Below are 24,827 nucleotides of genomic sequence, written 5' to 3'. Positions count from 1 at the left end.
ATTTTGATGAAAAACCCATAAATAAACAATAGAATAAAAGAAAAAGGAGATGGGAGAATGAGAAAAAAAGTGCTGATCACTGGCTTTGACCCTTTTGACAAAGAAACCGTCAATCCATCATGGGAAGCGGCGAAACGGCTTAATGGCTTCGAGACGGAAGAAGCCATCATTACAGCGGAACAAATTCCTACTGTCTTTAGATCCGCTCTGGACACTCTGCGCCAAGCCATTCAAAAACATCAGCCGGATATCGTAATTTGTGTCGGCCAAGCAGGAGGGCGGATGCAGATTACACCGGAACGAGTGGCGATCAATCTTGCAGATGCGCGTATCCCCGATAACGAAGGACAGCAGCCGATTGATGAAGAGATTTCTCAAGACGGGCCTGCCGCTTACTGGACAGGGCTTCCCGTGAAACGAATGACTGCTAAGATGAAGGAACACGGCATTCCAGCTGCGGTTTCCTACACAGCGGGGACCTTTGTATGCAACTATTTGTTCTACGGGTTAATGGATCACATTAGCCGGACATCCCCGCACATTCGCGGCGGTTTTATTCATATTCCTTACATTCCGGGGCAAACAATCGACAAAACAGCGCCGAGCCTCAGCCTGGACACGATTGTCCGGGCATTGAGAATCGCCGCTGTTACGGCCGCACAATATGAGGAGGATGTGAAGTCACCGGGCGGTACGCTGCACTAAGCGGCCGCCGCTGTTTCGTCCCTCAGCCTCTTTTTGTAGACAAACGCCGATAGGGTGACACTCACTTCAAACAGGACAAGAAGCGGGATCATCACGAGAAAATCAGAAATAAAATCAGGCGGTGTAATCAATATAGATACGACAATCAGCAGAAAATAGGACAGCTTTCTCGCTTTGGCCAGTCTGTAAGGATTTAAGATGCCCAGCCTTGTTAAAAACATCACCACCAAGGGCATCTCAAACAAGAAGCCGAACGGCAGGCTCAAATTCACCATAAACCTAAAGTAGCGGTCAGCCGTAAACATCGTTTCAAAGTGGCCGGAGGATAAATGAGTCAAAAAGCTGAGCACGATCGGAAACAAGACAAAGTATCCGAAGGAGATGCCCGCCAAAAACAACGCAAATAAACCTGGTATGTACATGAGCGTCACCTTGCGCTCCGTTTTCGTCAGCGCCGGTGCAACGAAACGCCACAGCTGGTACGCGGCAACAGGGATAGAAGCCGCAATGGCACAAATGCCGGAAAGCATCATATACACCCAGAGGATTTCACTCGGTCCAAGCACAGCCAGCTTTCCATCCAAATCCCTGATCAGCCAGTCATAAATGTCCTGTACGAACAAAAAAGCCGTGATGAGAAATAGAAAAAATGCCGCGAGGGTGACGATAATCCGGCGGCGAAGCTCTTCTAAATGCCCGATCAGATGGGTTTCTTTTTTATCCATTCAAAAAAGCCCTCCCTTTCATAAAAAAAGAGGCAGACCCGGTGTCTGCCTCATCAGCATTCAGCCCGCGTTTTTGTCCTGCTTTACCGCTGTCAGCTCAGCTGATTTCTCTTCTTTTTCATCACCAGACACAAGTGATTTTGTGGCGCTTTTAAATTCCAGCAGTGTCCGTCCGGCGGCACGCCCGATTTCCGGCAGCTTGGAAGGGCCAAAAATAATGAGGGCGATAACGAAGATCAGAATCAAGCCAGGTATTCCAATGTTTGAAAACATAATTTTCACTCCTTAATTCGTGATTTTTGCCCGCTTCTTAATCATTTGTTTTTCGTGGGCTTTGTTGTGCGCAAAGAAACGATCCTCTTCGACCTCATCGGATTGCTTCACCCCGCCTTGGATTGTTGTGGATGATACCTTTCTCAACCCGGTTTGGTCTTTCTGGTAAACGAATGAAGCCCGCGTGGAAATGGCTGCGCCCGGCTCGGTCACAAATGGCATCACCCGATAATCGGCTTTCCACTGGTGAGGCGTCACTGTACAGCGGACATATCCGCGATAGTCGTTAAAGAACTTGATGTGCGGATTTTCTTTTAAAATTTGGTCCGTATCCGCCCGCTTATCGGCGCCGTTTCCTCCGGAAGTGATCGAGGTTCCGACAAATTCGGCTCCGAATATTTTTGAACTTGTTTTCTCGAAATCGACATGCAAATTCGATGCCCAGCTTGCGTGTACATCACCTGTCAGTACGACAACATTATTCAGATTTTTGCTTTTAATGAAATTGATAACCCGTTCGCGCTGAGCCGGGTAGCCGTCCCACGAATCCATGCTGTAGATCGGGCTTGCGCTTGTCCCGAAATTCCACTTGGCAAAGAAAATCTGCTGCGCCAGCACATTCCAGTGGGCTGTCGAGCTGCCCAAATTGTTGAAGAGCCACTGCTCCTGTTCTTTTCCAAGCAGGGTCCGATTCGGATTGCGCGATTCATCAGAAGGCGGCTTATTGCCGTCGTTATTGGCTTGGTCGTCCCTGTACTGGCGGGTATCAAGCACATTGAAGGACGCCAGGTTTCCGTACGTAAAGTGCCGGTACAGCTGCATATCTGGGCCATTCGGCAAAGAGGAAATGCGGAGCGGCATATGTTCATAGTATGCCTGGTATGCTGCCGCGCGGCGGAGCACGAATGCTTCAACCGACTGTCCTTTTTCAGGTATTTTATTGGCATAGTTGTTTTCAACTTCATGGTCATCCCAAGTTACAACCCAAGGGAATGCCGCATGTGCAGCTTTAAGATTGGCGTCAGAACGGTATTGAGCGTGACGGTTCCGATAGTCTTGCAGCGTAATGATTTCCGCGCTGCTGTGCGTGCGGACATTGCCTGTTTTTGATACATATTCATTTGGGCCGTATTCATATATGTAATCACCGAGATGGAAGACAAGATCAAGCTTTTCCTTCGCCATATGCTTGTAGGCCGTATAATATCCGTGCTCATATTGCTGACAGGAAGCAAATGCAAAGGTCATTTGCGGCACATTGGCGCCAGGGGCAGGCAGTGTTTTTGTTTTTCCGACAGGGCTTAGTTCATGGCCGGTTTTGAAACGGTAATAGTACACTTTGTTCGGCTCAAGCCCATCCGCTTCCACATGAACGGAATGGGCAAGACTCGGTTTAGCCATTTCAGTGCCTTTTCTTACGATTTTGCGGAAATGCTCATCCTTTGCGACCTCCCATTTGACAGGCACTGCTTGCTTCGGCATTCCCCCGCCATTCAGCGGATCTGGTGCCAGGCGTGTCCAAAGCACGACACTGTCAGAAAGCGGATCACCTGACGCTACCCCTAATGTAAACGGATAGCTTGAGAATTTAGGCGCAGCATTTACTTCAAAGGCCCCAACCGACTGGGCAATCGTTAATCCAAGAGAAAGTCCTGCAATCTTCCCCGCTCCTTGAATAAATTTGCGGCGGTCAAACGTATTGTTTTGAAAGCTTTCCTCTTTCAGTTTCTGTACCCATTCATCAAAACGACTGTCGTATGCCATTCAAGATCCCCTCTCTCCTCATTGATCGTCTCCATTATAGGAAATCATTGTTAAACGACTGTGAAGAAGTGTGAACCGATTGTAAGCGCTGAACATCAAAAACAGGTCTTCCCTCACAAGCCTGCCGCTGAAACATGCCGAAAGCTGGCTGAATGACGCGTTTTCTGCATATCCTGTCATTTGCAAGCCGCCCATTCGGACTATTTTTCTTCACATGATCTTAAAAAAACAAAAACACCGAGCCATTTCGTAGAATGACTCAGTGCCTTATCAGTTATTTCGAAAACAATCTGCTGAAAAAGCCCTTCTTTTTCGGCTTTTCAGCAGGAGGCTCTTGTTCTCTTACAATCCCTTTTTCCTTCGCTTCTTTTAACCAAAATGGAAATTCAGCAAGCAGAGCATCATAAAGCTCATCATCAGAAATGCGGTCAATCTCTTCGATATGCAGGAAGTTCGTGTTATCAACGACACGCCCTTCTAACGTATCCAGTTTATTGAGAAAATCAAAGTTTCCGTTTCCGATGCCGACAAACTGCCAGAACACCGGTTTATCAGAAGAAGCTTCAATTATCGGTTTGATTGACTTTTTACAGCCCCCGTCATTGATAAAAACAATGAAAGCAGGATACGAGCTCGGTTCCTCCGTAACATATTTGCGCAGCACGTCCTTCATGACTGGCGGCTCATCATTTCTGCCGAATTTATGCAAGCGGTCATTATTTAAAATTTCACGATCGACATAGCCCGAAAAATCCTTTTCTGAAACTGGCTTTAATCGGGAAAATTCATTATCATACACCCATACATCCAGCAAACCGTTATCATCAAACTGATCAGCCACTGCCAAAATCCGCTCCACCACATTTTGAACCGTCCCGTTTTTGTAGAGCGGTCTCATCGATCCCGTAATATCAAGAACCAGTCCAACACGAGCCGTCACCTTCGTTAACTGCTTTTTCTCCAGTACGATCTTTACACTTTTCTTTTGCAGGTCAATTGTTGCCATTCTGTCATCTCCGTCAGCTCTTTTTTCTTTGATTATCTCACAGGAATATTTTGCATTGCATCTTTTCAAAGAAAAACACCGTTCAATTTGAACGGTGTCCTGTCTCTAAAATGTGTTATATACATTTTCACACGTCTCCGCCGTCGGCTGATAAAAGCAGTGTGACTTAAATCTGGCCACAAACGGCTGGTTATACCACTGGGCTGGACAGTCCCCCTGCGGCCTGAAGTACCATAAACTAAATTTTGCAGGCCAGCGCCTTTCACCATTAATCGACCGGCGTGCAAGGGCACGCTCGCTATCTCGCGCCCTTTGATAAAAATATCCATGAGTCACAGCCTCAAACGCGTGTGGCTGATAAATCATCTGCCTGATGGTGCGGAGGCCTTTAAAATCTGAGCAATTCGCCCGCAGCCGATTAATTCCAACGTTGCCGACAAGCAGCATCCCCTGCTTGCCTTCGCCTTCCGCTTCCGCTCTGAGCAGCCTTGCCATCAAATCGACATCCGCACTCGTTGCTCTCACGACCGCCATCACGTCACCTCCCCTTGATCTCTTTTCATCATATTTCATTACTTCAGAAGTGATGACGGAGGGACAGGAGAAGTTTTTAAATTTATTCATCTAAAAACAGCAAACATAATGGGCTGTTGGGCATCAAAGCAGCGTCCGGTGCAGTACAAGCTTCACGTTTCCGCTGTCGAAGCGCCGCAGCCTCAATTCCTGGATTCACATCATTGACCCCTCCCCAGCAGATTTGCACCCGCCTCCGAAAAGAAATAAGGTTTAACTTTTTACATTTGAGGAATTATACATAACAAATCAAATGACAAAAGGAGGAATTGTAATGACACATGTGAAAGCGCTCGCTATTAAAGGTATTATGACGATTATTGTGTTGTATCTGGTGCTTGGTCTGGGCTTTGGTTTCACGTTTGGTGATACGCTGCTAATGACGATTGTGTTAGGGGTTATTTCTTATTTGCTGGGCGATCTTTATGTATTGCCGAGATGGAATAATATGATTGCAACTTTGGCTGATTTTGGCTTGGCCTTTCTTGTGATCTGGCTGATGGGCATGCCGCTTTCCCTGGGGATGACTGGCGGTGAAGTTGCATTGGCGGCTTTATTCGGCGCGATCGTCATGGCAATCGGTGAATATTGCTTCCATTTCTATATGATGAGCAAAGAGATTGGCAAGAAGCATTATCTTGAAACAAGAACAGACTCATAATGGAAAGGCCGGTGCTGACAGCATCGGCCTTTTATACATATTGGGCGCCTTTGTTTACGCATCCTGCTTGTCCGCATTCCTGATCGCCATGTAGGAAAAGAACAAACCGAATGCCGCTAACGATAACGGGATATACACAACAGATGAAATCGAGAAGCCCGGACTTGTTGAGCTGATGAGCATCACAATTACTACAGATGAAATGATGGTCGCCGGAACCGAGTGTCTACGCATCCCAAAAAAGATGGGAACTAAACTGGTTCCAGCGGCGCCAAAAGCGAAAACCGCCATTTTGACCGCCTGTTGAGAAATGATCTCGGAAGTAAGCTCTCCCGGTATGAAATGGTAGATCGAGTTCAGCCAAAAGAAACCGGCGGCTATGAGTATATTTGAAAGTAAAATCGTGATAAACGTCAGTCCGCCCGCGATCATGAGCTTAGCGGTGAGCAGCTTTTTACGGCTGATCGGGTACGTGAACATCACAAGAATGGTTTTGTTTTTATATTCCGAAATCACCAATTTTACGATCAGCACAGCGCCAAATACGATAAATACCGCTCTGACGAAGGTGCCGATGATGAGGAATGCTTCATCCGTACTTTGGAACGAAACCCCGCCATCGGCTTTTTCGGAATAACTGATCAGCCACATAAAGCCCATAATGATCACGTTGGCAATGAGGGCACCTCTAATATACCAGCCCATTTTCATTTTTCTTAATTCGATTCTGATCAAATTCATCAACGTGTCTCTCCTCCTTTACGCACTGATGCTATTGCCGTTGATCAATTTGATAAAATAATCCTCCAGCGACGTATACTTTTTGTTCATTGATTCAATGTCTACATCATTTAAAATCAGCGCTTTGGATATAGCAGGCTGTGAGGCTTCGGCTTCGTAAATTCGGATTGTTTTCTCATTTAAAATTTTAAAGTTCGTTAATTGCAGCTCTTTCTCCAGCACAAAGCAGGCCTTTGTCTGATTCGATGTAACAAGCTCGATGTATTCAGTGTTCTGGCCCCTGACATCCTCCATTGATACCTCTTCAAGCAGCCTGCCGTCCCGAATGACGCCGATTGTGTCCGCGATTTGTTCGATTTCACCCAGCAGGTGGCTTGAGATCAGTAGTGTCATCCCGTACTCTTTGCTCAGCACTTGAAACAATTGCCTGATCTTTTTAATGCCGATAGGGTCAAGACCATTCACCGGCTCATCCAAAATGAGCAGGTCCGGCTTCGTGAGGATGGCACGCGCAATCCCAAGGCGCTGCTTCATCCCGAGGGAAAAGGTTTTGACGGGTTTTTTGTCGATTTGTTTTAAATTCACCATATCCAGCACTTCTTGTATGGCTTTTTTATTGTGATATCCCATATATTCACAATGCAGATCTAAATTTTCTTCAGCTGTCAGGTTTTCATAAAAAATCGGATATTCAATCATGCTGCCGATGTTCCCCAGCACCTCATATGACGTGTGGGTGAACTTGTTCCCAAGAATGATGATTTCACCGCTTGTCGGTTTGACAAGGCTCGTCAGCATTTTCATAATGGTTGTTTTCCCCGCGCCGTTCGGGCCGAGAAAGCCATAGATTTCACCTTTTTTAATATGCATGCTGACATTGGATACGACCTCTTTGCCCTGATACGTTTTGGTCAGCCCGTTTGTTTGTACGATATAAGTCAACTTTGTTTCTCCTTCCCTCTCTTTTCCTGTTTTCTATTGTAGCGGCGAGCCCTGTCATTTTTATTTCTCAAACCTTAAGAAATTCTTACGATTAATATGTCATGCGTTTCAATGTGATCGTAAATGCAGTCCGTTCGTACGGCTTGCTTTGGACGGATATGGTGCCTCCCATTTTTTCTGTAAGCCGTTTTGTGATGGTTAAACCCAGGCCGCTTCCTTGAAATGCTTTATTTCTGGATTCTTCAAGTGTGTACAGCCTCTCAAACACCCGCTGCTGATCGGTTTCACTAATCCCTTTTCCGCGATCCCATACGGTGATGGCGATGTTCCTCTCATCATAAGACAGCGTCAGCCCGATTAACTTGCCGGCCGCGCCATATTGAATCGCATTGGACAATAGGTTTTGCAGGATTCTGTCCAGAGCCTCTTCATTCGCCTGCGCATACACCGGCGTATCCGGGATATCGATGGCTGCTTGAAAGCCTTTTGACTGAACAGCGTCATAATAGTGCAGGATATTTCGTTTGCATATGTCGTTCATATGTACTTTGGTGATTGGGATGTCTTTATCTTCAGATTCTAATTTCGCTAAATCAAAAAAGGAATTGATCATCTGAATAAGTTCATTTGTTTTCTGGCGGAGCTTCCCCAGCAATCTTTCCCGCTCTTCGTCCGGCATGTTCGGGTCACTTTGAATGGCTTCGATATAACCGAGAATGACCGTTAACGGCGTTTTCAGGTCGTGAGACATATTGGTCAGCATCCGCTTCATGGATTGCTCTGTTTTGGCAAATTGGGCGCTGATCTGCTGACGATTCTCAACGATAAGATTGATGTTAACAAGCAAGTCTTTGAGCGCATGATCGTCTGTAGGAAGCAAAATTTGTCCTGCCGAATCCCGGCTGAGCATGTAGCTAAGCTGGTCAGCCGTGTAAGCCAGATTCCCGTCCCGCTTCTTTTTCATTATGAATTGAATCACATTCAGACACGCCAGAGCGATGACAGCGGCCACCCATAGCACTGTCATTCTAAAACTCTCCTAATTTATAACCGATGCCCCATAACGTTTTAATATATTGAGGGGAGGAGGGGTCATCCTCAATCTTTTCTCTGAGCCGCCGCATATGTACGTTAATGATGTTCTGATCATCAAAGTACTCTTCATTCCAAACGGAACGGTAGATTTGTTCTTTCGTAAACACTTTTTTAGGATTTGATGCAAATAAGCACAGCAGCTGCCATTCTGTTGACGTCAGCTGGAGCGGTTGTCCATTTTTCAAAACGGCAACATTGTCTACATCTATCGCCAGCTGGTGAATCCGGATCACCTTATTCACAGCCGGCTCCTCTGCCGAATATTGCGTCGCCCGCCGTATCGCGGCTTTTACTCTGGCTGTCAGCTCAATCATCGAAAACGGTTTGGCGATATAATCATCCGCCCCAAAGCCCAGTCCCAATGCCTTGTCCACATCTCCGTCTTTTGCCGAAATCATTAAGACCGGTATATTGCTTTTTTCCCGGATGATTTTCAGAAAATCCATGCCGTTCAGCTTCGGGAGCATGATATCAAGGAGGACCAAATCGTATGAACCCTGCTGAAACAGCCGGATGCCCTCTTCTCCGTCGAAAGCATGCACAATTCCAAAGCCTTCTTTTGTTAAATAATGATCCACCATTTCACTGATTGAGTGGTCGTCTTCTACAAGCAATATGCGCTGCATCTTCTCACCTAACCTTTACAAAATCAAAAAACACACACGTAATTACACTTATTGTAATTGAAAAACGTGTGTGTTTTATATAAATTATTCTTTTTTTCCTGTTTTCAGCTTCCTGTATTCCATGCCCGTAATGACAAAGAATACAGCAGTGTATCCAATGACTTGAATAAGCCGAAGCCGTTCACCGAGAAATAAAGCTCCATAGAAAATCGTCAGGATAGGCCCTGCCATTGAAATGGCGGCGGCTCGCTGTGCCCCGATTCGTTTTATGCCCTCAAGCATTAGCACAAATGGAATCACAGTGGTTACGACTGCAATTACCGCGAACAAACCATACATAGAAAGCGGATATGCTGCCATTGGCGTATTCATGCCAGCCGCCGATTTGATCCCTGTGTAAAGCATCATGGCAGCTCCAGCAGCTGTCATCCCGTATGCATTGAGACGGATCCCCCCGATTTGATGGACGAGATGCCCGGAAAGGACAAGATAACCAGCATAGACTGCCGAAGATAACAAAATGAATACAGCTCCAATCATATTCGCCTGGAAAAGCTCAGCATTCCAGCCGCCCAGCGCCAAGAAAAGCCCAAACATGACCGCCAGAACTGCGAAAAGGTCCTGAATTGAAGACATTTTCCGGTCACGACACGCGGTGAATCCAAACACAAACAACGGATAGCTCATCAGCAATATACGTTCAACCATTGCGGATACATGGTTCAGCCCGATAAAATCAAGCAAGGGAGACAGAAAAAAACAAAACACTCCCGCGCCACAAGCCTTCCATAGGTCTCCTTTTTTCTTACCGTCTGGCATTGGAGGACGGTATATTAAAAAAATCAGCCAAAACAGCGGAACAGCCAGCAGCTGCCTGTATAGCAGCACGGCATCTGGCTCAGCACCCATTTGGTATGCCCATTTTATCCAAATCGATTTAGACGCAAAACAAACTGTTCCGATCAGCAAAAAAACCGTACCTGCTGCGGCCTCACGAATCTTACTCTGCTCTTCTGCTCTCATCTCAGCTCAGCTTTTCTCCTTTACTTATTCAAATGCTTTTGGATAAAATCCAGAAGCGTATATCCTTGAGCAGTCAGAATAACACCTTTTCCGCTGCAGGCCGGGCAAGGTGTTCCTTCGATTTCTCCCGCTCTTTCACATTTAGGACATGCGACCTCAAGATCATCAGTTGCAATGACCATTTGATATCCTCCTTTCTAACTCATCTGCTATGCCACCACCAGCCATCGTCCATTGGCTGTCACCTCCTTTAAGAAACGCAAAAAACCCCCGTCCTATGCAAAGGACGAGGGTCTCGCGGTACCACCTTTATTAACAGCTATACAGCCGTTCACTCTAAGTACAGAAAACCTATGTTTCGATACTCCTCTCTTGGTAACGGGGAGAGAAACCCGGCATCGCCTACTATCCGTTCAGCAAAGCAATTCAGAAGCCCATTCGGCATCAGGGGAGGATCGGTTCACACCTGCCACCGACTCTCTGAACCTCCATTCTGATGCGTACTAGCTCTTCCTCACGATTGTTAATCCGTTCTATTATTTGTAGAGTTTATAATACTTGGTTCATGAAACGAAGTCAATTCTTAATCCGATGTTACACCAAGTGCTTCCAGCGCCATATTGATGTGTTCCTCCTGCTGTGTTTGCAGAGCTAGCTTGGCGATTTCCACCGGATACGCCGCCTGCATCTCTGAAATGTGTTCCTGCATTTTTGCCCATATTCGGCCGCCTGCTTGATCATAGTATTCAAGCAAACGGGCAGTTTCTTTTTCCCCGAAAATGGTTTGATAAAGAACAAAATCCTTGGCTGGATCGGCAACCTTCGCTTCTGTCCAATCCAGAAGTCCTGTGACACGTTCATTTTGGTCGATAAGAATATGCGGCGGGTGGAGATCGCCGTGTATCAAAGAAGAGAAACCCGGCCAGTATGCATCATCATCTATCCACTTTTGCCATCTTTCCCAAAGCTGACTAGATACACCAAGCTTATTCTTCACATCAACCATAGAGTCTGCTGTCATTTGCCTGAAATCTTCTGGCCTTATCACTTCTATTCCGGATTGCCCAGCAGATATTTGATCCGTGCCATGTAATTCAGCCAGTATGCCAGCAAGTGTGCGGACAAAGTCGTCTGACGGCGGCTGATGATCCATATTCCATACATATTGCTTTTGTTCCAAATCAATTCCAGCAGCCGGCGTTCCTTTTAACATTGGGTAAGCGATCAATTCCGGTGTATGAATTCTCCAATCCGGCACATCAGCAGTCAGATTCGCGCGGAGAAAGGCAAGCGTTCTGCCTTCTGCAGATGCTCTTTCCACAACATCACTTCGCCGCGGTTTTCGCAGCACCCATCGCATTCCTGCATCGTCCTCGGCAAATACAACTTGAAAGTCCATTCCGGTTTCATTCAATTGCGCGTTATTAGAATGAACCGTCAAACCCTGGCTGCGTGCGAGCCCGACAATCTCAGTGATAAGCTGTTTTTCGTTAAGGTTTGTCATCCCATTTCCCCTTTCTCATGCTCCGGCCTGCAGTAGAGAGAAGGGATGCTTGAAGGCACAAAAAAGGGCAGGCACGCCACCCTCTTTTTTGATAATCATGTAAGGGCTCATACATAGGCGGATTCATCCCGATTCTCTCGCATTCAGGCGAGAGTTGTTCACTATTGAATTCGTGTCACTCGGAATCTCATGAATGCCATGCTGTAACCCCTCCGTTTCCTATACGCTGATTTTCATTTTACAGCATATTCCATACTTTCGCTATAAAAACATGAATCAAGTCACTGGAGCAGGATTAAACAAGCACAAATCATTATGAAGACCCCAACGGTCTGCCCACGTTTGTTTGCGGCCGCTTGCCACATCCAAAATCGTCCTGAAGATTTCCCAGCCTACGTCTTCGATACTGGCCTCTCCTGTCGCGATTCGGCCGGCATTGATATCGATTAAATCAGCCCAATGCTCTGATAAGGAATGCCGAGTCGATACTTTCAGCACCGGTGCAGTAGCCAGGCCATATGGTGTTCCCCTCCCTGTCGTAAACACCTGCAGATTCATGCCCGCAGCCAGCTGCAGGGTGCCGCACACAAAATCGCTTGCCGGTGTCGCCGCGAACAGCAGGCCTTTTTGCTCTGCTCTTTCACCAGGGCCGAGCACGCCGGAGATGGGGCTTGTGCCTGATTTCGCCACCGAACCTAACGCTTTTTCCACCACATTGGATAATCCGCCTTTTTTATTGCCTGGTGACGGGTTTGCGCTTCGGTCTGCGTCTCCCCGCCGGAGATAGCTGTCATACCACTTCATCTCTTTGATCAGTGATTGTCCGACCTCTTCACTGACAGCCCGCGGCGTTAATAAATGAATGGCATCCCGCACCTCTGTCACTTCAGAAAACAAAACCGTTGCACCTGCGCGAACCAATAAATCAGCCGCATACCCCACGGCAGGGTTCGCCGTCACGCCGGAAAACGCATCACTGCCGCCGCATTGCAGGCCGATAACCAGATCCGAAACAGGACATGACACCCGGGTTCTGCTGTTCAGCCTGATTAACCGTTCCTCCGCCATTTCCAAAATGGATTGGATCATCGCCGCAAAACCTCGGTGATCCTGGAGCGATAGAATGTCATCATCATTTTCGGAGGCAATTCTTTCCGGGAGGAGCTTTTCACAGCCCAATCCGATGACCATTACTTCTCCGCCGAAGTTCGGATGCTTCGCGAGATTTTGAATCGTGCGGATCGGAATGACAGCGTCGGGCGCATTGATCGCCACGCCGCATCCGTATTGATGATGCAGCGGCACAACGTCATCGACATTTGGGTATTTCGGCAGCAGCTCTTCTTTTATTCGTTTGACTGCATAATCCAAAACGCCAACAACACATTGAACACTTGTCGTGATGCCGAGGATATTTTTTGTCCCTGCACTGCCATCCGCATTTCGGTACCCTTCAAACGTGTAGCCTTCAAGAGGGGGCCGCGGCTGCGGCACTCTGTTTGCGAGAGGAAGATCGTCTAACGCCGGAGGAGCGGGCATTCTCACGAGGGCTTCCTGTATCCAGCTCCCGCGTTTGATCGTCTCATCAGCAAATCCGATCACCTCTCCGTAACGCACGATCTCGTCCCCTTGATTGAGATCGGTGAGGGCCACCTTATGGCCTTGAGGAACATCCTCTTCAAGTACGAGCCCGCATGAGAAAACAGTGCCCTTTGGCAGTCCTCCATCATTTACAATAATCGCAGTGTTATCTATTTCATGCACTTTGATGTAAAGGGGGGCTTGGTTCTTCCTGAGGTTCATCGCCATATGAAAATCACTCCTCATATCTTAGTAAGCGTTTTCTAAATTGGTTTTAAAAAAACCGCAGCTCTTACGTTTCAACTGCGGTTGCTCACCATTATTTTTCATCCATTCCTTTTAAAATTTTGTCACGGACAAATTTCAGATGTTCATACATGTGGTAATGTGCTTTGTACGGATCTCTTTTGGCAAGGGCGTCGTAGATTTTTTTGTGATATTCGACCGTTACATCTCTCTCCCTGTACGGAATTTGGCTGTCAATTTTCGCATGGGTAATCAGCAGGGACTGAATCATCCCTTCAACGACGGGGTTATTAGCGCTTAACGCAATAATTCGATGGAACTCTTTATCCGCTTCACCATAAAGATTGTCAGTGCTGTTGGCAATATCGTCGATCGTCTTCTGCAAACGCTGAAGCTCTTCCTCATTGATTTTTTCCGCGGCAATTGTCACGAGTCCGAGTTCTAGCGCCATCCGCGCTTCAATGATAGCCGGAAGATTATCAGTGGCCAAGGCAAGCATGACGGAAAACGGCTGCATGCCGATTTTATCGTTGAAATATGTGCCCCCTCGTGTTTTTCTCGTAATGACGCCCAGCGTTTCAAGTGAACTGAGTGCCTCCCGAAGCACCGGCCTGCTGACATGCAAAATGTCCATCAGTTCCATTTCTGTCGGCAATTTGTCTCCGGCCCTCAACTGTCCGCTCGATAATAAATGGACAATCCGTTCGATGACCTGCTTGGCTAATGTTTTCCGATTGACTGTATCGACTTTCAAATCCTCTAAACCTTCGTACACGAACAACTCTCCCTTCAGTTGTTCAATTGTAAGACAAAATAGCGGATATGACAATATTTACAATCAAACTTATCGCACAAGACACGGGCGCTTCCGGTCAAATTCCCAGTTGCTGATCAGGAACTGCATTGGGATCGCGTCATTCCGTGCGCCTAAATTCATTTTCCGATAGATCTCATGCGCTTTTTCCACTTGTTCCATATCAATATCGACGCCTAGTCCAGGCTTATCCGGCACCTTGACACAGCCAGAAGAAATCTCAAAAGGCTGTTTCGTTAATCGCTGCCCGTCCTGCCAGATCCAATGGGTATCAATCGCCGTGATCCGCCCCGGAGCCGCTGCTGCTACATGGGTAAACATCGCTAGGGAAATATCAAAGTGGTTGTTGGAGTGCGAGCCCCATGTCAAACCCCAATCATGACACATTTGCGCAACCCGCACCGACCCTTGCATCGTCCAAAAATGCGGATCAGCCAGCGGTATATCGACCGCGTGGAGCTGAATCGCGTGACCCATTTCCCGCCAGTCAGTCGCAATCATATTTGTCGCAGTCGGAAGCCCTGTCGCGCGGCGGAATTCAGCCATTACTTCACGAGCGGAGTAGCCATTCTCATCCCCGCATGGATCTTCCGCATACGCGAGCACATCTTGCTTTCCTTTGCATAATGCAATAGCTTCCTCTAATGACCATGCCCCGTTCGGATCAAGAGTGATCCTTGCCTCTGGAAAACGTTTCGATAATGCGGTAACAGCTTCGATTTCCTCTTCTCCCCGCAGCACCCCGCCTTTCAATTTGAAATCCTGAAAGCCATAGCGCTCCTGTGCGGATTCGGCAAGACGCACAATGGCCTCCGGCGTCAGCGCTTCCTCATGGCGCAGACGGAACCAGGCACAATCTGACTGCTCATCGCTTTGATACGGCAAGGTCGTCCGATTTCGGTCGCCGATGTAAAAGAGGTAACCGAGCATTTTTACTTCATCACGCTGCTTCCCTTCGCCCAGCAAAGCTGCGACCGGTTCCTGAAGAAACTTTCCAAGCAAATCTAACAAAGCCGCTTCCAGTGCGGTGACGGCGTGCACAGTGGTGCGCAAATCAAACGTCTGGTTTCCTCGCCCCCCCTTGTCCTGATCGCCAAACTGCTTTCTGACCGTTTGCAATATCGCCTGGTACGCACCGATAGATTTTCCGACAACAAGCGGCTCTGACAGCTCCAGTGTGCGGCGAATATGCTCTCCGCCAGGCACCTCGCCGACTCCCTGATTTCCGCTGCTGTCTGTTAAGATTACGATATTCCGGGTAAAAAACGGGCTGTGTGCTCCGCTTAGATTCAGCAGCATGCTGTCATGTCCCGCAACAGGAATCACCTTCATTTCAGAAATTGAGGGAATATTCGATCTTTTTTCTTTTTGAACCTGCTCTTGTATCGGTGAACTCATGCATTTTCCTCCCTTTATAAAGCGCTTTCATAAATATTAGACAGGCAACGATTGATCGGAGTCTTGTTCTTGTTTCTTTAACACGACCCGTTTGATCGGCCCGACCAGCAGCAAATAGCTGAGGATCGCCGCAATCGCGTTAGCGCCGACAAACACAAGCGCGCCATTGAAAGATCCAGTGGCATTGACAATGTATCCGATAATAATCGGTGTTGTAATTGAGGCAATATTCCCGAAAGTGTTGAACAAACCGCCGCTTAATCCTGCACATTCTTTCGGAGACGTGTCCGACACGACAGCCCAACCCAATGCGCCGAAGCCTTTTCCGAAAAACGCGAGCGACATAATGACAACGACGAGCCATGCTGAATCTGTGTAGTTACAGACAATCATACTGCAAGACAGCAGCATGCCGGCAATGATTGGCACTTTTCTTGCAAAGGTCAGTGAACGGCCTTTTTTGAGTAAGATGTCTGACACAATGCCCCCAAGGACGCCGCCGGCAAATCCGCACAGCGCCGGCAGGGAAGCGACAAACCCAGCTTCAAGAATAGACATGCCGCGGGCCTGAACCAAATATACCGGAAACCATGTGAGAAAGAAATAGGTGAGAGTCGTAATACAGTATTGCGCGATGTACACGCCAATCAGCATGCGGTTCGTTAACAGCTGTTTGATATACGGCCATTTCGATTCTGTTTCTTGTTTGCTTTTACTGTCATCCATGGAAATCAGCCCGCCGCCCTGTTCGATGTACGCAAGCTCAGCTTCATTAACCTTTGGGTGTTTTTTCGGTTCATACACCGTTTTTAGCCAGATGACAGCCAGAAGAATGCCCGCAATACCCATGACAACGAAGACGGAATGCCAGCCGAAAGAGTGGGTAAGCCAGCCCATTAAAGGAGAAAAAATGACGATTGCGAAGTATTGTGCTGAATTAAAAAAGGCTGAAGCTGTCCCGCGCTCGGAGCTTGGAAACCATGAGGCAACAACTCTGCCGTTTCCGGGAAATGAAGGCGCTTCTGATAAACCAACCAGAAAACGCAGTGCAAACAGCAGGATAATCGCTGTGCCGGCGGAGAAAAAGCCAATCGCCCCTTGCAGCAGCGTAAAAAACGACCAGAAAAAGATGCTTAACGCAATGATAGTCTTTGAACCAAAACGGTCCAGCAGCCAGCCGCCCGGAAGCTGTCCGATGACATAGGCCCAGCCAAAGGCAGAAAAGACATATCCCATGGCGACCGAGTCCAATCCCAAATCGTGCTGGACGGAATCTCCGGTGATGGAAAGCGTCGCTCGATCCGCGTAGTTAATAGAGGTCACAAGAAACAGCATAAACACGATGAACCAGCGCACGGACGTTTTTTTGCCCGCCGGTGTAACATTCGCAAAGTCTTTTTTCATAGTATCTTCTCCTTTTCAAAGTAGAGAATCATATGCTGGCTGTGATAAAGCCGGGAAAGAGACGCATGCCTCTTTCCAGCACCATTACGGCTTCACAAAAACGGTTTTGATCGCTGTGAAAAAGTCCTTCGCTGCCTCACCCTGTTCTCGGGAGTGGGAGCTCGACTGCTTCATGCCGCCAAAAGGCGCCTGCAGCTCAACACCTGCGCTTTCTGCATTGATCCGAACCAGCCCGGCATCGATTTCATCAATGAAAGAAAGCATTCGGCCGATGTTTTCCGTGAAGATGGATGCACTTAAACCGAACTTCACATCATTGGCGATGTTCAGCGCCTCCTCCATCGAGTCCACCTTGATCAAGGCGATCACCGGACCGAAAATTTCCTCCTGGGCAATTGTCATCTCAGATGTCACATTGTCAAAGATGGCAGGCTGAACATAATAGCCGTTTTGATACTTTCCGTTCTCCAGCTTTTCTCCTCCTATTAAAAGGGAAGCCCCCTCCTGTTTGCCTTTCTCAATGTATGACAGGCAGTTATCAAGCTGATTCTTGCTGGCAATCGGTCCCATCCAGACATCCTCTTTTAAGCTGTCTCCGATTGTAATATCTTTTGTGCGCTGGAGCAGTTTTTCTTTAAAGCGCTCATAAATTCCGCTTTGTACAATGACACGGCTTGTCGCGGTGCATTTCTGGCCGGTTGAACGGAAGGCCCCCGTTATGACAGCTTCGGCCGCAGCTTCAAGGTCAGCGTCATCAGCTACGATGACAGGGTTTTTGCCGCCCATCTCAAGCTGGTACTTGGCTCCCCTCGCTAAAGCGGCTTGCCCGATGATTTTTCCGACTTGATTTGAACCGGTAAACGTAACGGCGTTTACACCGTCATGCTCAGCAAGCCCCTGACCGACAACAGAACCCGGGCCTGTCACCAAATTGATGACCCCTGCCGGGAGCCCCGCTTCCTCAAAGCAGGCAATGATCTTCGCGCATGTCACAGCTGTTTCTGTCGCCGGTTTGATGACAACGGTATTGCCGTATACCAATGCCGGCGCCATTTTCCAAATCGGAATCGCCACTGGGAAGTTCCACGGAGAAATCACGCCGACCACACCGAGCGGAACACGGGTGGTAAACATGAGTGCGTCTTTGTCAGTAGACGGAATGACGTCACCCGTTTTTCGCATGCCCTCTCCGGCGTAATAGCGCAGAATGGCAATCCCCCGGGCTGTTTCTCCCTTCGCTTCCGGCAATGTTTTACCCATTTCACGCGTTGCACAGGCGGCGATTTCCTCCAAGCGCTGCTCCATAATATCCGCTGTTTTGTATAAGTATTGGCCGCGCTCGGCACCCGTCAGCTTTCTCCAAGCCGTTTTGGCTTCATTGGCGGCGGCGACGGCACGTTCCACATCTTCAGCCGTTGAATTCTGTACATATCCGACAATATCATTCACATCGGCAGGGTTTTCGACCTTGACCATATCGCCTGATTGAGACTTAACCCACTCTCCGTTAATAAAGTTGAGGTACGTGTTTTGTTCCGTGATCACAGACATGCCCATTGCCCCTTTCGTGTTTTTTCTGGTCAAACCGTCGCGGCTTTTTTCGGAAAACGGTCAGCCGCCTGCTTCAAAATTGCTTCCAATTGCTGATAATGATCTTTTTCAACCGGGCCGACAGGCGGTCTGGCTGTATTCCTTACATTCAAACCCATGATTTCCATACCGGCTTTAATCAAGGATACGGCGTAGCCTTTTCGTTGTTTGCGAATGTCGTTGATCGGAAGAATCACATGCCGATAGAGTTCCTTCACAAGCTCGTCATTTCCGTTTTTCAATGCATCATAGAACATTCGCGAAATATGCGGGATATAATTTGAAATCGCTGAAGAGTAAGAGTGGAACCCGATCGGCAGATAAGCCGGCATCGTCACTTCAGCCATCGGCATTCCGTTGAGCCATCCTAAGCGGTCGCCGATCGTATAGACGAGGTTGATATTCAAATCCATATTTCCTACCCCGTCTTTGACACCGACAAGCTGTTCACATTCGGTCAGACGTTTGATCTGTTCAACAGAGAGAACGGCGTTATCGCGCTGATAAAGAATCGCGTTCAAGTCAGTGCTTTCAATAATCGTTTTCGCATACTGGTACAGCCCCTCCTGTTCGCCATGCACCAAATACGGTGGCAGGATCAAGTAGCCGTCGGCGCCTTTTTTCTCCGACAGCTGCGCCCAATCAAGCGCTGTGCTGAGGTTGCCGCCCACCCCAGTGTAGACCGGCACCTTTCCTCCGGCTGCCGAGACTGCGACTTCCACCATTTGCTCATATTCCTTCTGGCTGAGAGATTGGAATTCACCAGACCCGCAAGCAATAAATATCGCTTCCAAGCCCTCATTCAGCAAAAACTCAATGTTTTGAAAAAGAGCTTCTTCCTCCAGTTTTCCTTGTGTGTTAAAAGGAGCAACCGGAAAACCTAAAATTCCAGCGGGTGCTTTTCTGATACGGCTCATCAACATAACCTCCTGTTATTTGTGTATACAGCCTCTATCTGTAAGCGCTTTTATTAATTTTCCTTTCACATCCGCTCCTTCCCCATATATCCTTTTGTTTAATTGTAAGACAAATAAACAATAAGTCAATATCTTTATTTTCTGATATTTTATAAAAAAGCGGTAAATCACTGTCCGGCCGGGATTCTGCGCAGCAAAAAAACAGCCTGGTCAGCCGGCTGTTTGGTTTATATCCTTCTTTGTTTCATCGTCTCATGCAAAAGCTTTGCTTCCAAAAAAAACACGTGGATGAATTTTTTCATATTTATTCTAGCAGGTGCAAGGGGTTTTGCATCCTTGGATTGGAGTTCTTTCATTTTCTGGCTGACAACCGGAAAATCAAAGAATTTCGATGCATAGGTTTCAAATTTTGGATTCGAAAAATCAGTTGTGCCCAATGAAGCAAAATGGTGCAGCGAATGAATAATCGCTCTGCGGATACGCTGCTCCGAGGCTTTCATTTCGCGATTGACTTCCGTCTGTGAGGCCCCTGTCCCCAGCTTCCGTACCGCTACTTGGGTGAATATTTGTTTTAGCGAAGGGCTTTGTTTTTCGTGCGGCTCGGATTTCTCGTGTTCTGCTAAATACTGCAGGACCGCCATGAGATCATGTGCGCCGCCTTCTCCCATCATGCCCAGCTCGGACAACAGGAATGTTCCTGCCTCTTTTAAACCGCTGTCACTCTTCTGCTGGGGACGCGCTTTCCGTTCAGTCCGATTGACAAGCCGGCTTAGAGAATGCTGAATGGCTCCAATCGAGTGTTCAAGCTCGATCCGCTCCTTCACCTTTTGGAGAACCGTGACAATTTCAATGCGGTTAATCGGCTTATGGATAAAATATTCGATGCCGAGCGAGTACGCTTCCCCGACCATTTCCTTCGCCTCCACTTGAGAGATCATTACGATTTTGCCGGAGTACGTATTCTGGATCTGACGAATCGTCTCAATGCCGTCTCTTCCGGGCATTAACAGATCTATTAATAAAATATCAATCTGCTTAAATTGCAGCATATGCCCTTCCACTTGGCTTCCGTCGTCTGCTTCACCAGCAGATTCCCCGAGATCTTCGTCCTCAATGATCTGCCTTAAAATTGACCGCACCGCACGGTCATCATCTGCAATAAAAAAACGCATAGCTTTTGGTTCACCCTTTCTGAATCAAATGCCGGACAGGCAGCCTGATGGCAAACACCACTCCCCGCTGCTGATTATCAAATGTGATATCCCCTTCTAGCTCTGTCACGATTTCCTTTACGTAGGAAAGTCCGATACCTGTAGAAGGCGTGCCAAATTCGTCATATTTTGAAGTAAAGCCCGGGTCAAACACAATGTCTCCGATTTTCTCGGAAATCCCGGGGCCATTGTCTTCCACCTGGAATTCTACCATACTCTCATTTGGCTTACGGAGCCTCAGGCTGACCATTCCCTCTTCACCCATAGCCTCTACCGCATTTGCTGTTAGATTATTAATGATCGAAAGCACGATAAATACGTGATATTCGTCATGCTCTCCCTCGATCGAGCAGTAAAAATCAATCTGCTTCCCTAGTGCTTCAGCGTACTTTTCATTCATTCGAATCACGAGCTGCAGCAAATCAGAAGCCCTCATATAATCTCTCAAACTCTCATTCGAAATCAGTTTTGAAAGCCCTGCGAATATCCGCTGGTTGTCCTTTTTCACTTCATGAATCTCTCCGGCCAGTCTCAGGATTCTGCCGCTCAGCTGAACATCCTTGCCCTTCATTTCCCGATAGAGCTGATACGAATCGTTTGTCACTTTCTCTGTCGTTTTCAATGTCTTTTTTAGGTGCACCGTTTCTTCATATAAATTGGAAACGATCATCAGCATGTGCTCGTGCTGCTGCCTTGTCTGTTTTTCTCTCGATTGTGTTTCATACAGCTTCAGCACACTATAAAAGCTCATCACAATAAATGTGTGAGAAATCGCAATCACCGCAATGTCAGTGATTTTCTCAGGCGTAACAACCGTATGAAAAATGAGAAATTGCACAGCCAGCTCGACACAATCTGACACAACTTCAATCATAAACCCAATGAAACCGAGCATAATCGGCCGTTCACGGAAACGATTGGCCTTTAATATGGAAAACAGACAGGCGTAAGTCATATAAAAGAAAAAGCCAGACGCTTGATCATACAGAATCGGAGTCAGTCCATTGTGTCCTCCGCCCCATAATTCCAGAAAGACGCGAAAGATGAAAACAGCCGCTCCAGTCAGAAAACCCGGCAGCACAGCGGGGACATGCCGCAACAATGATAAAAAGAAGAAAAAAACCGGTGCCCCAAAGCTGACCCGGAATTCTTCATTAAGGGGATAAAATTTCAGTTCACCGGCCAGCGGCACCGTAATCAGCATGAGGGCCAATATATATCCGTCTTTTTCAATAAACCGTTCCAGTTTTATGTTGATCACATCCTCGCTTTTTATTTTGGGGAATCGGGAGAAAACCTGCAAATTGCTTTTGACCCAGAACATGAGGTTTTTATAAATCTTACTGCTTATTTTCAAAATGTTTTTGTCGTATTTTGTATGATTCTGTAGTCTCCATTATACAGTAATTATACCTTCCGCTATTATGAAAGCGTTTAACGCCCCTTTAGCCTTCGTTTTGATACACCTCAGTCCTTTAAGAAAAAAATCAGTGAGGAGGAATTCGATGAAAGAATTGATAAAAGAGCACCAGAAAGACATAAACCCGGCGTTACAGCTTCATGATTGGGTTGAATACTATCGCCCTTTTGCCGCCAATGGACAAAGCGCAAACTATATCCCCGCTTTAGGAAAAGTCAATGATTCACAGCTCGGCATCTGTGTATTGGAGCCTGATGGAACGATGATACACGCCGGCGACTGGAACGTCTCTTTTACCCTGCAAAGCATTTCAAAAGTGATTAGCTTTATTGCCGCCTGCATGAGCCGCGGCATTCCCTATGTGCTGGACCGCGTGGATGTCGAGCCGACAGGCGACGCCTTTAATTCAATCATTCGGCTCGAAATCAACAAGCCGGGAAAGCCCTTCAATCCCATGATCAACGCGGGGGCCCTCACCATCGCTTCGATTCTTCCCGGAGAATCGGCATACGAAAAGCTCGAGTTTCTTTACTCAGTGATGGAAACTTTGATAGGAAAACGGCCGAGAATTCATGAGGAAGTATTCCGTTCTGAATGGGAAACCGCCCACCGCAACAGAGCGCTGGCCTACTATTTAAAAGAAACAAACTTTTTAGAAGCTGAAGTAGAAGAAACACTTGAGGTGTACTTGAAGCAATGCGCTATGGAGAGCACCACAGAAGATATTGCGTTGATCGGCCTGATCCTTGCTCATGACGGGTATCATCCGATTCGACGCGAGCAGGTGATTCCAAAAGATGTGGCAAAATTGGCCAAGGCGTTAATGCTGACGTGCGGCATGTACAACGCTTCAGGCAAATATGCGGCGTTTGTCGGCGTGCCGGCCAAAAGCGGCGTCTCCGGTGGCATCATGGCGCTGGTGCCTCCAAGCGCCAGAAGAGAACAGCCTTTTCAATCCGGATGCGGCATCGGCATTTACGGGCCTGCCATTGATGAATACGGTAACAGCCTCACTGGCGGTATGCTGCTGAAGCATATGGCGCAGGAGTGGGAGCTCAGCATTTTTTAAATATGAAAAAAGAGGTGATTCTATGCAGCAAATCCTGGAACATATCGTGGGTATCGCAAATGATCTTTTGTGGTCAAAGCTATTAATTGTTTTGCTCCTTTCTCTGGGAATCTATTTTACGTTCAGGCTGAAGTTTTTACAGGTTCGCATGCTGAAAGAAATGGTCAGGGTATTAAGAGAAGGTGCTGCTTCCCGGTCGAAAAACACCATTTCTCCGTTTCAAGCCTTTTGCATCAGCATGGCGGCCCGTGTCGGAACGGGAAATATTACGGGCATTGCCATCGCCATTGCACTCGGCGGGCCCGGTGCAATCTTCTGGATGTGGATTATCGCCATTATCGGATCAGCATCCAGCTTTGTGGAAAGCACACTGGCTCAGATTTATAAAGTAAAAGATGTAAACGGCTTCCGCGGCGGGCCGGCGTATTACATGGAAAAAGGGCTGAACAAAAGGTGGATGGGCGCGCTGTTCGCTGTGTTAATCACCTTATCGTTCGGTATCGTCTTCAACTCGGTTCAATCCAATACAGTCAGCCTTGCCTTTGAAAACGCGTTTGGCACAAACCGCCTGACATTGGGACTCATTTTAATTGCTGTATTCGGCACGATTATTTTTGGCGGAGTCAAGCGCATTGCAAAGCTGGCTGAATCCATTGTCGTCGTATTGGCTGTCCTGTATATCGGAGTTGCGTTTTTCGTCATTTTCACCAACATTACGCAGCTGCCAAGTGTGCTTGCGCTAATCGTGAAAAATGCGTTTGGTTTTGATCAAGCCGCCGGCGGGGCTTTGGGCGCGGCACTCATGCAAGGCGTCAGACGGGGAATCTTTTCAAACGAAGCGGGAATGGGAAGCGCACCGAATGCCGCTGCCACCGCCACAACAAGCCATCCCGTTAAACAGGGGCTGATCCAAGCTTTTGGTGTACTGACAGATACACTGGTCATTTGTACAAGCACCGCTTTTATCATTCTGTTTTCGGATGCCTATCATACTCCGGGTCTGAGCGGAATCGCCTTGACACAAGCCTCCCTCAGCTCCCATGTCGGATCATGGGCATCAGGCTTTCTCGCGATTCTGATTTTGTTATTCGGATTCTGTGCTCTAATTGGAAACTATTATTATGGCGAAACCAATATCGGCTTTTTGAACAAAAGCAAAAAACTGATTTTTGTCTACCGTATCGGCGTGCTGGCAATGATCGTGTTTGGCTGTGTTGCCAAAGTCCAGCTCGTCTGGGATCTTGCTGATTTGTTCATGGGTTTGATGGTCGTCGTGAATTTAATCGCGATTTTCTTACTATCAAAGGTTGTTTTTACGGCGCTGAAAGACTATACACGCCAGAAAAAAGCAGGCAAAGATCCTGTCTTTTATAAAGATGTGCTCAAAAACCACAATGGCATTGAGTGCTGGCCGGTTTCAGACACAAAGACTGACACGCACAACAAACAAATATCATAAGAAAAGGGTGTTCAGACATATGGGCTGAACACCTTTCTCTTTTTGCGTTTATTGACAAACACGTAAGCCTCCATTACGAT

26 protein-coding genes and 1 other annotated feature are annotated in these 24,827 nt (G+C 47.4%); of the genes, 5 read left to right on the top strand and 21 right to left on the bottom strand.

The genetic code is table 11. The features are described from left to right. The first annotated feature begins 57 nt into the window (after nucleotides 1–57). The gene (gene pcp / locus ACFVP7_RS01595; RefSeq protein WP_338732122.1) at nucleotides 58–705 is read left to right on the top strand and encodes a pyroglutamyl-peptidase I; all 648 of its coding nucleotides are present in this window, start codon (nucleotides 58–60) and stop codon (nucleotides 703–705) included. Here the strand turns inward: pcp and tatC are convergent. The 6 genes from tatC to cwlJ form a co-directional block, all read right to left on the bottom strand. After that, the gene (gene tatC, locus ACFVP7_RS01590; RefSeq protein WP_338732120.1) at nucleotides 702–1,430 is read right to left on the bottom strand and encodes a twin-arginine translocase subunit TatC; all 729 of its coding nucleotides are present in this window, start codon (nucleotides 1,428–1,430) and stop codon (nucleotides 702–704) included. The two genes, pcp and tatC, sit on opposite strands and share 4 nt — an antisense overlap. Before the next feature lie 60 nt (nucleotides 1,431–1,490). After that, nucleotides 1,491–1,703 carry a sec-independent protein translocase protein TatAD gene (gene tatAD, locus ACFVP7_RS01585; protein ID WP_003223835.1) on the bottom strand — a complete coding sequence of 71 codons (213 nt, stop codon included), beginning with the start codon at nucleotides 1,701–1,703 and terminating at the stop codon, nucleotides 1,491–1,493. A gap of 12 nt (nucleotides 1,704–1,715) precedes the next feature. Then, nucleotides 1,716–3,467: an alkaline phosphatase PhoD gene (gene phoD, locus ACFVP7_RS01580; RefSeq protein WP_338732118.1), complete on the bottom strand. Its 1,752-nt coding sequence runs from the start codon at nucleotides 3,465–3,467 to the stop codon at nucleotides 1,716–1,718. Between the two features lie 18 nt (nucleotides 3,468–3,485). After that, nucleotides 3,486–3,662 (bottom strand): hypothetical protein, encoded by a 177-nt coding sequence (locus ACFVP7_RS01575; protein WP_032679897.1) that lies wholly within the window; start codon nucleotides 3,660–3,662, stop codon nucleotides 3,486–3,488. A 79-nt stretch (nucleotides 3,663–3,741) separates the two neighbouring features. Next, nucleotides 3,742–4,473 (bottom strand): VWA domain-containing protein, encoded by a 732-nt coding sequence (locus tag ACFVP7_RS01570; RefSeq protein ID WP_338732114.1) that lies wholly within the window; start codon nucleotides 4,471–4,473, stop codon nucleotides 3,742–3,744. A gap of 105 nt (nucleotides 4,474–4,578) precedes the next feature. Next, nucleotides 4,579–5,007: a cell wall hydrolase CwlJ gene (gene cwlJ, locus ACFVP7_RS01565; RefSeq protein ID WP_003246500.1), complete on the bottom strand. Its 429-nt coding sequence runs from the start codon at nucleotides 5,005–5,007 to the stop codon at nucleotides 4,579–4,581. A 313-nt stretch (nucleotides 5,008–5,320) separates the two neighbouring features. On the opposite strand from cwlJ, the gene ACFVP7_RS01560 reads away from it, so the two are divergent. Together ACFVP7_RS01560 and ACFVP7_RS01555 are read left to right on the top strand one after the other, a co-directional pair. Beyond that, on the top strand, nucleotides 5,321–5,707 hold the full coding sequence (locus tag ACFVP7_RS01560) for a YndM family protein (protein WP_014478718.1): 387 nt from the start codon (nucleotides 5,321–5,323) through the stop codon (nucleotides 5,705–5,707). Continuing rightward, nucleotides 5,667–5,801 carry a hypothetical protein gene (locus tag ACFVP7_RS01555; protein WP_119122840.1) on the top strand — a complete coding sequence of 45 codons (135 nt, stop codon included), beginning with the start codon at nucleotides 5,667–5,669 and terminating at the stop codon, nucleotides 5,799–5,801. The genes ACFVP7_RS01560 and ACFVP7_RS01555 overlap by 41 nt, the downstream gene beginning before the upstream one ends. Here ACFVP7_RS01555 and ACFVP7_RS01550 read toward each other — a convergent pair. The 15 genes from ACFVP7_RS01550 to glnK form a co-directional block, all read right to left on the bottom strand. Next, nucleotides 5,762–6,448 (bottom strand): ABC transporter permease, encoded by a 687-nt coding sequence (locus ACFVP7_RS01550; RefSeq protein WP_080121049.1) that lies wholly within the window; start codon nucleotides 6,446–6,448, stop codon nucleotides 5,762–5,764. The genes ACFVP7_RS01555 and ACFVP7_RS01550 overlap by 40 nt on opposite strands. Nucleotides 6,449–6,466: 18 nt before the next feature. Further along, nucleotides 6,467–7,390, bottom strand: a complete 924-nt coding sequence (locus tag ACFVP7_RS01545; protein ID WP_024572520.1) for an ABC transporter ATP-binding protein — start codon at nucleotides 7,388–7,390, stop codon at nucleotides 6,467–6,469. Between the two features lie 91 nt (nucleotides 7,391–7,481). Beyond that, on the bottom strand, nucleotides 7,482–8,417 hold the full coding sequence (gene ycbM / locus ACFVP7_RS01540; RefSeq protein WP_327837477.1) for a two-component system sensor histidine kinase YcbM: 936 nt from the start codon (nucleotides 8,415–8,417) through the stop codon (nucleotides 7,482–7,484). A gap of 1 nt (nucleotide 8,418) precedes the next feature. Beyond that, nucleotides 8,419–9,099, bottom strand: coding sequence for a two-component system response regulator YcbL (gene ycbL / locus ACFVP7_RS01535; protein WP_338734096.1), 681 nt, complete (start codon nucleotides 9,097–9,099; stop codon nucleotides 8,419–8,421). 96 nt (nucleotides 9,100–9,195) lie between these two features. Continuing rightward, complete coding sequence (locus ACFVP7_RS01530) at nucleotides 9,196–10,134, bottom strand: DMT family transporter (RefSeq protein ID WP_338732105.1); 939 nt, start codon at nucleotides 10,132–10,134, stop codon at nucleotides 9,196–9,198. 20 nt (nucleotides 10,135–10,154) lie between these two features. Further along, nucleotides 10,155–10,316, bottom strand: a complete 162-nt coding sequence (rtpA, locus tag ACFVP7_RS01525; RefSeq protein WP_003234807.1) for an anti-TRAP regulator — start codon at nucleotides 10,314–10,316, stop codon at nucleotides 10,155–10,157. A 97-nt stretch (nucleotides 10,317–10,413) separates the two neighbouring features. After that, nucleotides 10,414–10,661: a binding site (T-box leader), on the bottom strand. A gap of 56 nt (nucleotides 10,662–10,717) precedes the next feature. Next, nucleotides 10,718–11,638, bottom strand: a complete 921-nt coding sequence (gene mphK / locus ACFVP7_RS01520) for a macrolide 2'-phosphotransferase MphK (protein ID WP_396582929.1) — start codon at nucleotides 11,636–11,638, stop codon at nucleotides 10,718–10,720. A 276-nt stretch (nucleotides 11,639–11,914) separates the two neighbouring features. Continuing rightward, the gene (garD, locus tag ACFVP7_RS01515; RefSeq protein WP_396582928.1) at nucleotides 11,915–13,447 is read right to left on the bottom strand and encodes a galactarate dehydratase; all 1,533 of its coding nucleotides are present in this window, start codon (nucleotides 13,445–13,447) and stop codon (nucleotides 11,915–11,917) included. Nucleotides 13,448–13,538: 91 nt separating this feature from the next. After that, complete coding sequence (locus ACFVP7_RS01510; RefSeq protein WP_003234813.1) at nucleotides 13,539–14,240, bottom strand: FadR/GntR family transcriptional regulator; 702 nt, start codon at nucleotides 14,238–14,240, stop codon at nucleotides 13,539–13,541. Nucleotides 14,241–14,309: 69 nt separating this feature from the next. Next, complete coding sequence (gene gudD, locus ACFVP7_RS01505; protein WP_396582927.1) at nucleotides 14,310–15,677, bottom strand: glucarate dehydratase; 1,368 nt, start codon at nucleotides 15,675–15,677, stop codon at nucleotides 14,310–14,312. Between the two features lie 36 nt (nucleotides 15,678–15,713). Beyond that, nucleotides 15,714–17,081 carry a glucarate transporter GudP gene (gene gudP / locus ACFVP7_RS01500; protein WP_396582926.1) on the bottom strand — a complete coding sequence of 456 codons (1,368 nt, stop codon included), beginning with the start codon at nucleotides 17,079–17,081 and terminating at the stop codon, nucleotides 15,714–15,716. A gap of 84 nt (nucleotides 17,082–17,165) precedes the next feature. Then, entirely contained in the window at nucleotides 17,166–18,632 is a 1,467-nt protein-coding gene (gucD, locus tag ACFVP7_RS01495; RefSeq protein ID WP_080528874.1) for an alpha-ketoglutaric semialdehyde dehydrogenase GucD, read from the bottom strand. A gap of 29 nt (nucleotides 18,633–18,661) precedes the next feature. Further along, nucleotides 18,662–19,588: a 5-dehydro-4-deoxyglucarate dehydratase gene (gene kdgD / locus ACFVP7_RS01490; RefSeq protein WP_003246372.1), complete on the bottom strand. Its 927-nt coding sequence runs from the start codon at nucleotides 19,586–19,588 to the stop codon at nucleotides 18,662–18,664. Between the two features lie 227 nt (nucleotides 19,589–19,815). Beyond that, entirely contained in the window at nucleotides 19,816–20,760 is a 945-nt protein-coding gene (glnL, locus tag ACFVP7_RS01485) for a glutamine utilization two-component system response regulator GlnL (RefSeq protein ID WP_396582925.1), read from the bottom strand. 10 nt (nucleotides 20,761–20,770) lie between these two features. Next, entirely contained in the window at nucleotides 20,771–22,003 is a 1,233-nt protein-coding gene (gene glnK, locus ACFVP7_RS01480) for a two-component system sensor histidine kinase GlnK (RefSeq protein WP_396583246.1), read from the bottom strand. A gap of 301 nt (nucleotides 22,004–22,304) precedes the next feature. On the opposite strand from glnK, the gene ACFVP7_RS01475 reads away from it, so the two are divergent. Continuing rightward, a complete protein-coding gene (locus ACFVP7_RS01475) occupies nucleotides 22,305–23,288 on the top strand; it encodes a glutaminase (protein WP_014475676.1) in 984 nt (327 codons plus the stop codon). A gap of 22 nt (nucleotides 23,289–23,310) precedes the next feature. Further along, entirely contained in the window at nucleotides 23,311–24,747 is a 1,437-nt protein-coding gene (locus ACFVP7_RS01470; RefSeq protein WP_129137430.1) for a sodium:alanine symporter family protein, read from the top strand. Nucleotides 24,748–24,827: the final 80 nt, after the last annotated feature.

This window comes from Bacillus sp. SG20033 (genome assembly GCF_044570195.1).
In the GTDB taxonomy this organism is placed as follows: domain Bacteria; phylum Bacillota; class Bacilli; order Bacillales; family Bacillaceae; genus Bacillus; species Bacillus subtilis.
Note: the sequence above shows the minus strand (reverse complement) of the source record. Positions and strands in the feature narration are given on the sequence as shown.